10 protein-coding genes are annotated in these 10,834 nt (G+C 71.3%); 8 read left to right on the forward strand and 2 right to left on the reverse strand.

From position 1 onward, the window contains the following. Nucleotides 1-206: 206 nt before the first annotated feature. The gene (locus AC1DY2_RS08335) at nt 207-1,130 is read right to left on the reverse strand and encodes a formylglycine-generating enzyme family protein (protein ID WP_476761989.1); all 924 of its coding nucleotides are present in this window, start codon (nt 1,128-1,130) and stop codon (nt 207-209) included. Nucleotides 1,131-1,559: 429 nt separating this feature from the next. Here AC1DY2_RS08335 and AC1DY2_RS08340 point away from each other — a divergent pair, with 429 nt between their 5' ends. Next, the gene (locus AC1DY2_RS08340) at nt 1,560-2,291 is read left to right on the forward strand and encodes an endonuclease domain-containing protein (protein ID WP_476761990.1); all 732 of its coding nucleotides are present in this window, start codon (nt 1,560-1,562) and stop codon (nt 2,289-2,291) included. A gap of 109 nt (nt 2,292-2,400) precedes the next feature. On the opposite strand, the gene aspS is transcribed toward AC1DY2_RS08340, so the two are convergent. Then, the gene (gene aspS / locus AC1DY2_RS08345) at nt 2,401-3,747 is read right to left on the reverse strand and encodes an aspartate--tRNA(Asn) ligase (RefSeq protein WP_476761991.1); all 1,347 of its coding nucleotides are present in this window, start codon (nt 3,745-3,747) and stop codon (nt 2,401-2,403) included. A gap of 89 nt (nt 3,748-3,836) precedes the next feature. Here aspS and AC1DY2_RS08350 point away from each other — a divergent pair, with 89 nt between their 5' ends. From AC1DY2_RS08350 to AC1DY2_RS08380, 7 genes are all read left to right on the forward strand, one after another. Next, on the forward strand, nt 3,837-4,793 hold the full coding sequence (locus tag AC1DY2_RS08350) for a Dyp-type peroxidase (protein ID WP_476761992.1): 957 nt from the start codon (nt 3,837-3,839) through the stop codon (nt 4,791-4,793). Between the two features lie 101 nt (nt 4,794-4,894). Further along, nucleotides 4,895-5,539, forward strand: coding sequence for a histidine phosphatase family protein (locus tag AC1DY2_RS08355; RefSeq protein WP_476761993.1), 645 nt, complete (start codon nt 4,895-4,897; stop codon nt 5,537-5,539). A gap of 11 nt (nt 5,540-5,550) precedes the next feature. Further along, nucleotides 5,551-6,192 (forward strand): TlpA family protein disulfide reductase, encoded by a 642-nt coding sequence (locus AC1DY2_RS08360; protein ID WP_476761994.1) that lies wholly within the window; start codon nt 5,551-5,553, stop codon nt 6,190-6,192. A gap of 13 nt (nt 6,193-6,205) precedes the next feature. Further along, nucleotides 6,206-6,961, forward strand: a complete 756-nt coding sequence (locus tag AC1DY2_RS08365) for a cytochrome c biogenesis CcdA family protein (protein WP_476761995.1) — start codon at nt 6,206-6,208, stop codon at nt 6,959-6,961. Between the two features lie 10 nt (nt 6,962-6,971). Next, nucleotides 6,972-8,711, forward strand: a complete 1,740-nt coding sequence (resB, locus tag AC1DY2_RS08370; protein WP_476761997.1) for a cytochrome c biogenesis protein ResB — start codon at nt 6,972-6,974, stop codon at nt 8,709-8,711. A 51-nt stretch (nt 8,712-8,762) separates the two neighbouring features. Further along, nucleotides 8,763-9,767, forward strand: a complete 1,005-nt coding sequence (gene ccsB, locus AC1DY2_RS08375; protein ID WP_476761998.1) for a c-type cytochrome biogenesis protein CcsB — start codon at nt 8,763-8,765, stop codon at nt 9,765-9,767. A gap of 80 nt (nt 9,768-9,847) precedes the next feature. After that, the coding region (locus tag AC1DY2_RS08380) for an AAA family ATPase (protein WP_476761996.1) at nt 9,848-10,834 on the forward strand (987 nt) is incomplete at its 3' end.

Raw genomic sequence — 10,834 nt, forward strand, 5'->3', positions numbered from 1 at the left:
CGATCGGGAGCGCGCCGGGCTCGGGATCGAGCTGCGCGTCGCCGCCGTGCCCGAGCCCGGCGCCGTCGTCGCCCGCCGCACGAGCTGGTTCGCCGGGCTCGAGGCCGAGGGGCGGTCGTACCCGACGCTCGCCGACGCGGTCGCGTCGCGGCATCCGTCGACCTGATCGGCGCCGTGCGGTGTCGCGGGTCGGTCCGCGTTGCGGGTCATGCCGAATCGCGGGCGCAGCGGAACCCGATGTGGGTCGTCGCCGTGTCGTCGGCCTGCGGCGAGCGCGCCGCCGGGCGGTAGCGCAGGCAGTACTCGGGCGAGCACAGGTGCGAGCCGCCCTTCAGCACCCGGCGGGGGATGCGCGAGCCGGGCTCGGCGGATTCCGCGGCGAGCAGGTTCTCGCGGGAGCCGGCCTCGACCGGCACCCGCCCGGGCACCTCGTGCCGCGGCGCGTAGAAGTCGGTCGTCCACTCCCACACGTTGCCGGTGATGTCGAAGAGGCCGTAGCCGTTCGCCGGGAACGTCATGACCGGCGACGTGCCGACCCAGCCCGCGGCGCCCGTGTTCTCGTACGGGAAGTGCCCCTGCCATTGGTTCACCATGAGCTCGCCGCCCGGCCGTTCGTCGTCGCCCCAGGCGAACCGGGCGCCGTCGAGGCCCCCGCGGGCCGCGTACTCGAACTCCGCCTCGGTGGGCAGTCGCTTGCCCGCCCACGCGGCGTAGGCCGAGGCATCCTCGAGGCTCACCTGCACGACCGGATGCGTCGGCCGGTCGTCGACGGATGACCCGGCGCCGAACGGATGCCGCCAGCTGGCGCCCTCGCCCCAGCGCCACCACTGCCTCCAGTCGCGCAGGTCGACCGGACCTTCGGTCGGCGTGAAGACGAGCCCGCCCGGCACGAGGCCGTCAGGGTCGACGCCCGGGAAGTCGGCCGGATCGAGCGGCCGCTCGGCGACGGTGACGTAGCCCGTATCCTCGACGAACGCCGCGAACTGCTCGTTCGTGACGGGGTGCAGGTCGATCTCGAACGGACCCACGGTGCGCTCGTGCACCGGCGTCTCGTCGGGGTAGAACTCGGCCGAGCCCATGCGGAACGTGCCGCCCTCGATCCGCACCATCGGCGTCGTGTCGACCGTCATCCTCAGAGCCTACGCGGCCGGCGCGGGCGGCGGCCTCGCCGCCCCCCTCGCCGCACCCATCCACCTCGCCCAGATGACGCAGATCGACGTTCGTCCTACTCGCGAAGGTCGATTCGCGTCACTTCACGGCCGCTCATCCATCGTTGCGACTCGAACGAGCCCCCGTTGTGGGACGTCGGATCGTCCACACTTCGGTCAGCGCCGTGCGTCGGCCGCGGATTCTCGTCGCACGATTGCCGCATGCCCCCGCGCAAGGCTCTCCCGATCCCGCTCGCCGCCGCACCGTTCACGGTCGCCCATGCCCATGCGTGGAACGTGGGCGAGGGACGGCTTCGAGGGTCCGACCTCGAACGACCCTTCCACGGGGTGCGGATGCCGCGGAGTGCGTCGGCCTCGACGGAGCGGCTGTGTCGTGCGTACGCCGAGAGGATGCGCGACTGCGAAGTCTTCAGCCACCGCACCGCCGCGCTCCTGCACGGCCTGCCGCTTCCCCTCGGCGATGACCGGAGGATCCACGTCTCGGCATTCAAGCCGCACGGCATCCCGCGGTCAGCCGGCGTGAGGGGGCACCGGCTCCGACCCGGCGGCGCGGCGGTCGTCGAGGTCGGAGGGCTACGCGTGGTCTCGGCCGTCGACGCCTGGTGCCAGCTCGGTGGTGAGCTCTCAGTGCGGAGGCTCGTGGAGGTGGGCGACGCGCTCGTGCGCCGGCGGCATCCGCACGCGACTCTGGTCGAGTTGGGCGAGGCGATCGACGGTCATGCCGGCAACCGGGGCCAGCGTGCCCTTCGGGCCGCATTCGAACTCGTGCGTCCCGGCACTGACTCTCCGGCGGAGACCGACCTGCGCCTGGACCTGACGGCATGCGGCCTGCCGGAGCCGCAGGTGAACGTGCCCATCTTCGACGCGTCAGGGCACCTGATCGCCATCGGTGACCTCGTGTACGCCGGATATCGGGTCATTGTCGAGTACGACGGTCGGCACCACGGTGAGGACCCTCACCAGTACGCCCGCGACATCGACCGTCTCGAGGATCTCGCGCATGCCGGGTGGCGCGTCATCCGCTTCAACGCCTCGCACCGCGGAGCGCGTCGAACGCGTCGATTGCAGCGCGTCCGAGAGGCGCTGCTCGCCGCGGGCTGGGTTCCAGACGCCGCGAGGTGACGCGAATCGACGTTCCCGAGGTCGCGAAGGTCGATTTGCGTCATCTCACCGCGCGCGGGCGGGAGCGGGGCGGGAAGGCGGGGGTGGCCGGCGGGGCGGGCAGGCCCCGTTAGGGGAGCAGGCGCGTCGGGCCGCGGAAGAGGTACGTCGTTTCGCGGATCGAGTGCTCCTCGAGCATGAGCATCAGCACGCGGGCGAGGCCCATGCCGAAGCCGCCGTGCGGCGGCACGCCGTAGCGGAAGAAGTCCAGGTAGAACTCGAGCTCCTCGGGGTCGAGCCCCTTCTCCTTCGCCTGCTCGACGAGCACGTCGATGCGGTGCTCGCGCTGGGCCCCGGTCGAGATCTCGACGCCGTTGTAGATGAGGTCGTACGAGTTCGTGATGCCCGGGTCGCCCTCGCGGCGCATGTGGTAGAACGGCCGGATGCTCGACGCGTAGTCGGTGAGGAACACGAAGTCGTGCCCGTACGTCTCCTTGACGTAGGCGGAGATCTGTCGCTCGCCCTCGGGGTCCATGTCCTCGTCGGTGCGGGGGATCACGTAGCCGCGGTCGGCGACGATCTGCTTCGCCTCGGCGAGCGGGATGCGGGGGAACGGCGTGGTGGGCACCTGCAGGTCGATGCCGAACAGCTCGGCGATCTCGGCGCCGTGCTTCTCCTTGACGGCGGCGAAGCCGGCCACGAGGAGCTCCTCGTGCATCTTCATGACGTCCTCGTGCGAGTCGACCCAGCTCATCTCGGCGTCGACCGACGTGAACTCGGTGGCGTGGCGCGAGGTGAACGACGGGTCGGCGCGGAACGCGGGGCCCACCTCGAAGACCTTGCCGAAGCCGGCCGGCTGCGCCATCTGCTTGAAGAACTGGGGGCTCTGCGCGAGGTACGCCTTGCCCTCGAAGTAGTCGACCTCGAAGAGCTCGGCGCGCGACTCGGACGCCGATGCCATGAGCTTCGGGGTGTGGATCTCGATGAAGTCGTGCTCGACCCAGTAGGTGCGCAGCGCGTGCAGGAACGTGGTCTGGATGCGGAAGATCAGGTGCTGCTTGGGGTGGCGCAGGTCGAGGAAGCGCCAGTCCATGCGCTTGTCGAGGCTGGAGTCGGCCGCGATGGGCGTCTCAGGGTTCGCTTCGGCGACCACGTCGAGCGAGCCGATCTTCACCTCGATGCCGCCGAGCTTGACGCGCTCGTCGTGCTTCAGCTCGCCGGTGACCGTGATGAACGAGCCGTGCGAGAGCGCCGAGATCGTCTCGGTCGTGGCGAGCGCCTCGGCCGCGCCGACGCTCACGCCCTCGGGGTCGAGCTCGCGGGTCGCGGGGTTCACGAGCTGCACGGCCCCCGACTCGTCGCGCAGGATGACGAACTGCACCTTCTTCTGATCGCGCACGGTCTCGACCCATCCGGCGACGGTGACGGGGCCGTCGGGAAGCGCGGCGAGGTTCTTGATCAAGGTGCGTGAGTTCACGATCGACCATCCTACCGGGGCGTTTCCGCGCGCCTCCCGGTACCATCAGCGAGCAGCGAGCGGATGCCGCAGCGGGAGGGGGTTCGCCGGTGGAGGACACGGACCGCAGGGTTCCGATCGATGCCCAGAAGGTCGACGCGCCGCTGTCGCAGTCGGCGGTCTTCCTCACGGTCGTGATCGGCCCCGAGCCGGGCGACCTGGCGACCGTCCGCGACGTGCTCTCGGGTCTCGACGACCTCGCCAAGACGGTCGGATTCCGCGACCTGGCCGCGAACCTCTCGTGCGTCGTCGGCATCGGCGCGTCGGCGTGGCAGCGTCTCGGGCAGACGGTGCGCCCCGCCGAGCTGCGGCCGTTCACGGCGATCACGGGCGGTGCGCATACGGCCCCCTCGACTCCGGGCGACCTGCTCTTCCACATCCGCGCCGATCGCGCGGACCTCTGCTTCGAGTTCGAGCGGCTCCTGCTCGAGCAGCTCGGCGGCGCGGTGACGGTAGCCGACGAGGTGCAGGGATTCCGCTACTTCGACGCGCGCGACCTGCTGGGCTTCGTCGACGGCACCGCGAACCCGAGCGGCGCGGGAATGGCCGACGCGACGCTCATCGGCGACGAGGATCCGGCGTTCGCGGGCGGCAGCTACGTGGTCGTGCAGAAGTACCTGCACGACCTCACGGCGTGGAACGCGATGACCACCGAGCAGCAGGAGGCGGTGATCGGCCGCCGCAAGGCCGACAATCTGGAGCTCGACGACACCGAGCCGCAGCGGGCGCACAAGACACTCACCACGATCACCGACGACGAGGGCAACGAGCTCGAGATCCTGCGCGACAACATGCCCTTCGGCAGCCCCGCGGCCGGTGAGTTCGGCACGTACTTCATCGGGTACTCGCGTCGGCTCTGGGTCATCGAGCGGATGCTGCAGCGGATGTTCCTGGGCGACCCGCCCGGCCTCCACGACCGCATCCTCGACGTCTCGACCGCCGTCACCGGGGCGACCTTCTTCGTGCCGCCACTGCACCTGCTCGAGGCGCTCGCCGACGAGGCGTGAGACGGCGGCCGCAGCGGCGGTCGACCCGACGGCCGCGCGGTGGCCCACGAGGGCCCGACCCTCGGCGGATTCAAAGGGAACCCCTCTCTAGACTGGAGACCGTGCCGGCCGAGCAGATCCATCTCGTGCGCCATGGCGAGGTGTTCAACCCCCAGGGCGTGCTCTACGGCCGACTCCCGGGCTACGGCCTCTCGAGCCTCGGCCACGAGATGGCGCAGCTCGCCGCCGACGACCTCGCCTCGCGCGGCCGGGCGATCGGCGCCCTGATCTCCTCCCCGCTGCAACGCACGCAGCAGTCGGCGGAGCCGATCGGCCGCGTATTCGAGCTCGAGGCCGCCCTCGACGACCGGGTGATCGAGCCCGAGAACCGGTTCGAGGGCAAGCGCATGAGCGGTCGAGACAGCGCACTGCGCGACGTCCGCAACTGGGCCTTCCTCGTGAATCCGTGGGAGCCGAGCTGGGGCGAGCCGTTCGGCTCAATCGCCCGGCGCATGCTGCACGCCATGGATGACGCCTGGAGGGCGACCGACGGCGGGGACGCCGTGATCGTGAGCCACCAGCTGCCCATCTGGATGGTGCACCGTCGGGTCGCGGGCAAGTCGCTGGCGCACGACCCCCGGCGACGCCGCTGCGCGCTGTCGAGCATCACCACGTTCGAGCGCCGCGGCGCGTCCTTCGTCGAGGTCGGCTACCGTGATCCGGCTCGCCGCCTCTCCGCGAACGCCAGCGACGTGGGGGCGGTGTGATGCGGCGCCGGATGCAGCCCCGTGCCGGGCTCACGATCCTCGCCGCGTTCGCCGCGGCATCCGCCCTGCTGCTCACGGGGTGCACGAGCGACCCGCTCGCCGACCAGTACCGCGAGGGCAGCGGCAAGAACTACATCGCCGGCGACGGCACCATCTCGGAGTACGCGGCCGACCAGCGGGGTGAGCCGATCGCGTTCTCGGGCGAGACGGTCGAGGGCGAGAGCTTCGACTCGGCCGACACGCTCGGCGACGTGACGGTCGTGAACTTCTGGTACGCCGGCTGCGCGCCGTGCCGCGTGGAGGCGCCGATCCTCGAGGACGTGTCGCAGGGCTTCGCGAGCGACGCCGACACCGCCGCGAGCGACGCCGACACCGCCGACTCGGGCGTGACCTTCGTGGGCGTCAACGTGCGCGACCAGGCGGGCACCGCGGCCTCGTTCGAGAAGAAGTACGGCGTGACCTACCCGTCGATCCTCGACGTCGAGTCGGGCTCGGCGCAGCTCGCGTTCGCCGGTCCGGTGCCCCCGGCCGCGGTGCCGACCACGATCGTGCTCGACCGCGAGGGCCGGGTCGCTGCGCGCATCCTCGGCCAGCTCACCGACGCGTCGATCCTCGAGTCGATCGTCGACGGCCTCCTGGCCGAGCAGGCCTAGGGGCGGCGGCAGCGTGGGCGGCGTCGGCGACATCGTGCTGAACGGGCAGCTGCTCGCAGCCGTGCCGATCGCGCTCGCCGCAGGGCTCGTCTCGTTTCTCTCGCCGTGCGTGCTGCCGCTGGTGCCCGGGTACCTGGGCTACCTCGGCGGGTTCACGGATGCCTCGGCCGTCGCCTCCGAAGAACGACGCAACCGCCGCCGGCTCGTCCTCGGCGTGCTGCTGTTCATCGCGGGGTTCACGGTCGTGTTCGTCACGTTCAACCTGCTCGCCGGCGTCGCGGGAGCGTGGTTCAATGCCTACGGCGACGTGATCACCCGGGCCCTCGGCGTGGTGCTCATCGTCATGGGCCTCGTCTTCATCGGCCAGTTCACGTTCCTGCAGCGCACCTTCAAGCCGTCGTGGCGGCCGGCCACGGGCCTCGCGGGGGCGCCGCTGCTCGGCATCGTGTTCGGCCTCGGCTGGACCCCGTGCATCGGCCCGACCCTCGCAGTCGTGCTCACGCTCAGCGCCGACTCGGCGTCGGCCGGCCGTGCGCTGCTGCTCGGGCTCGCGTACTGCCTGGGTCTCGGCATCCCGTTCCTGCTCGTGGCGCTCGGCTTCGGCTGGGTCACGGGCTCGCTCGCCTTCTTCCGCCGCCACATCCGCACCATCAACATCATCGGCGGATCGCTGCTCATCGCGATCGGCCTGCTCATGGTGTCGGGCCTCTGGACCATCTGGATGTACGAACTGCAGGCGGTGATCACCGGCTTTGTCCCCGCGATCTGACCCCGACGCACTGTCGCGGCCCGACGACCACATCGACGCTCCCCAGCCCGATGCCGAGTCGTCGGACGCGGCATCCGTCACCCAGCCGAAACTGGGCTTCGTCGGCTGGCTGCGCTTCGCGTGGCGGCAGCTCACGAGCATGCGCACGGCCCTGCTGCTGCTCCTGCTGCTCGCGATCGCCGCGGTGCCCGGCTCGCTCGTGCCGCAGCGCTCGAGCGACCCGAACGGCGTGACCCAGTACTTCGCCGACAACCCGGGCCTCGCGCCGGTGCTCGACCGGTTCCAGCTGTTCGACGTGTACACGTCGGCGTGGTTCTCGGCCGTGTACCTGCTGCTGTTCGTGTCGCTCATCGGCTGCGTCATCCCGCGCACGAAGCACCACTTCGACGCGCTGCGCGCCCGCCCGCCGCGCACGCCCGTGCGACTCTCGCGGCTCGCCGGCTTCACCGTGCGGCCGCTGCCGACGGGTGAGACGCCGGATGCCGCGGTCGACCGCGCGGCCGCCGAGCTCAAGCGCGCCGGCTACCGGGTCGAGCGCTACGACCTGCGCGGCGAGGCATCCGTGTCGGCCGAACGTGGGTACCTGCGGGAGACCGGCAACCTCGTCTTCCACACCGCGCTGCTCGGCGTGCTCGTCGCCGTGGGCATCGGCGGCGGCTTCGGCTTCTCAGGACAACGCGTGGTCGTCGAAGGCCAGTCCTTCGTGAACACGCTCGCGGCGTACGACTCGTTCAACCCGGGCCGCTTCTTCGACGACGGCACCCTCGACCCGTACAAGCTCTCGCTCGAGGAGCTCGACGCCGTGTACGAGACGCGCAACCAGGAGGCGATCGGACAGCCGATCGACTTCACCGCGCACGTGTCGGTGCAGGCCCAGGGCGGCGAGTCGACGCCGGGCGTGGTCAAGGTGAACCAGCCGCTGCGCGTGCACGGCACCGACGTCTACCTGCTCGGCAACGGGTATGCCCCCACCATCACGGTGCGCGACCCGCAGGGCGAGGTCGTGTTCACCGACGCGGTGCCGTTCCTGCCGCAGGACGCCAACCTCACGTCGATCGGCGTCGTCAAGGTGCCCGACGGCCTCGAGGAGCAGCTCGGCATGGTCGGCTTCTTCTACCCGACGCAGGAGACGCTCGCCTCTGGGGCGTTCACGTCGAACTACCCCGACCTCATCTACCCGGTGCTGACGCTGAACGTCTACCAGGGCGACCTCGGCATCGACGGCGGCGAGCCGACCTCCGTGTACACGCTCGACCCGTCGAGCATGGAGCAGCTCACGGGCGGCGCGACCGGCGTCGAGTCGATCGAGCTCATGCCCGGCGAGACCTTGGAGCTGCCGAACGGCCTCGGCTCGGTCACCTTCGAGGACGTGGACCCCGATGCCGCCGAGGGCGACTACTCGCACAGCGTCAGCCGGTTCGCGAGCTTCGACATCCACGACGACCCGTCGCAGGGCTGGGTGCTCGTGTTCGCGGTGCTCATCATCGCGGGCCTGCTCGTGTCGCTCTTCGTGCCGCGTCGCCGCATGTGGGTCAAGGCCGTGCGCCGGCGCGACGGCTCGGTGGTGCTCGAGTACGCCGGCCTCGCGCGCGGCGAGGACCCGGGCCTCGAGGAGGCGGTGGCCTCGTTCGCGAACGCGCACGCGGGTGCGTCGACGGATGCCGCAGCGGCGACGCCCGTGGTCGAGGCAGGGCCCGAGTCGGCGCCAGACGGCGAATCCGCCGATGACCGCGCCAATCCTTCGACGTAAGGTAGAACAGTGACGCTCGACGAGATCTCCATCATCCTCGTGTACTCGGCCATGGCCGTGTACGCGATCGCGTTCATCGCCTACGCGATCGACCTCGCGCGTCGGTCTGCGGCCGCGACGAAGGCGGCGGATGACGCGAAGGCGGCCGTCGTGGCATCCGCGCCTGTGGCCGGGGCGCTCGCGCGAGCCGCCGCCGGCACGGCAGCGAACGACGGCGCACCAGCAGCCGCCGGAGGCACGGACACGCTCGTGGCCGCACCGCCCGCGCGCGGGGCATCCGTCGCCTGGGGCCGTTCGCCCGCCCTGCGCGTCGCCGTCGCGATGACGGTGGTCGCGTGGCTGCTGCACCTCGCCGCCGACGTCACCCGTGGCCTCGCGGCGGGCCGGGTGCCCTGGGCGAACATGTACGAGTTCGCGCTCACCGGCACGCTCGTCATCACCACGGTCTACCTGCTCGTGCTCGTCGTCGCGAAGCACGACCTGCGCTTCCTCGGCACCTTCGTGACCGGCCTCGTGCTCGTGCTGCTCGGCATCGCGACCGTGAACTTCTACGTCAGCGTCGTGCCCCTGCCGCCGGCACTGCAGTCGGCCTGGCTCGTGATCCACGTGTTCGTGGCGACGTCGGCGGTCGGATTCCTCGCGCTGGGCTTCGCGCTCTCGGTCGTGCAGCTCATGCAGGCGCGACGCGAGTCGTTCGCGGCATCCGCCAAGGCCGTCAAGCAGAACTTCCTCGCGACGCTGCCCGACTCGGCGACCCTCGAGAACCTCGCCTACCGCGTCATCATCATCGGCTTCATCCTGTGGACGTTCACGCTGATGGCCGGCGCGATCTGGGCCGAGGCGGCGTGGGGCCGGTACTGGGGCTGGGACACCAAGGAGGTGTGGACCTTCATCATCTGGGTGGTCTACGCCGGGTACATCCACGCGCGGGCGACCCGCGGCTGGCGCGGTTCGCGATCGGCGTGGCTCGCGATCATCGGCTTCTCGACGGTGCTGTTCAACTTCACCGTGGTGAACCTGTTCTTCAAGGGACTGCACGCCTACTCGGGCCTCTGATCCGCGCGAAGCCCTGAGTCCCGCCGCGTCTCAGGGCGCGTCCGGTTGCAGCGCGCGCCCGCGGCGGGCATGCTCGGCCTGTGCGCAGTTCCCTGCTCGAACGCGAGACCGAGCTCGATGAGCTGCGCGCGGCCGTGCAGGAGGCGACGGCCGGGCGCGGCCGCGTCGTGCTGCTCCACGGCGAGGCCGGAATCGGGAAGTCCACGCTCGTGGCCGCGCTTCGGGACGATCCCCCTGGCGGCGCCCGGGTCCTCGTCGGGTCGTGCGACGCGATGTCCACGCCACGCACGCTCGGTCCGCTGCGGGATCTCGCGCCGTCGGTGGGACCGCGCCTCGGGGAGGCCCTGCGCGCCGGCGACCGCGAGGAGGTCTATGCCGCGCTGCGCGACGAGCTCGCCGCCCCCGGCGGCACGGCGCTCATCGTCGAGGACGTGCACTGGGCCGACGAGGCCACCCTCGACGTGCTGCGGTTCCTCGCCCGCCGCATCGACGACCTGCCCGCCGTGCTCGTGCTCACGTACCGTGACGAGCTCGACCGCGACCACCCCCTGAGCCGCCTCCTCGGCGACCTCGGACACGGCGACCGCGTCGACCGCATCGCCCTCGCCCACCTGTCGCCCGCCGCCGTGGGCGCGCTCACCGCCGACAGCGGGCTCGATGCCCAGCGGGTCTACCGGATGACCGAGGGCAACCCCTACTTCGTGACCGAGCTCATCGCCTCCGCCGACGAGGCGCGCGTGCCCCCGACGGTGGTCGACGCCGTGACGGGCCGCCTGCGGCGCCTCGATGCCGCGACGCAGGACCACGTGGAGCAGCTCGCCGTCGTGCCCTTCGCGGTCGACCGAGACCTGCTCGCGCGGCTCGTGCCGGGGTCCGAGGGGGCGCTGCGGGCCGCCGAGGAGGGCGGGCTCCTCGCGGTGAGCGCCGACGGGGTGCGGTTCCGCCACGAGCTGACCCGACGCGCGGTCGTCGACGCGCTGCCGGCCTCACGCCGCATCGAGCTCGAGCGTCGGGTGCTCGCCGCGCTCGTGGCCTCGGGGGTCGCCGACCCCGCCCGGCTCGTGCAC

The organism is Agromyces sp. P1_H4, from assembly GCF_056405255.1.

Coding starts and splice junctions, on each gene's coding strand:
- ccsB (WP_476761998.1), top strand. CDS start 8,763: ATGGCCGTGTACGCGATCGCGTTCATCGCCTACGCGATCGACCTCGCG.
- AC1DY2_RS08340 (WP_476761990.1), top strand. CDS start 1,560: ATGCGCGACTGCGAAGTCTTCAGCCACCGCACCGCCGCGCTCCTGCAC.
- AC1DY2_RS08335 (WP_476761989.1), bottom strand. CDS start 1,130: ATGACGGTCGACACGACGCCGATGGTGCGGATCGAGGGCGGCACGTTC.
- AC1DY2_RS08360 (WP_476761994.1), top strand. CDS start 5,551: ATGCAGCCCCGTGCCGGGCTCACGATCCTCGCCGCGTTCGCCGCGGCA.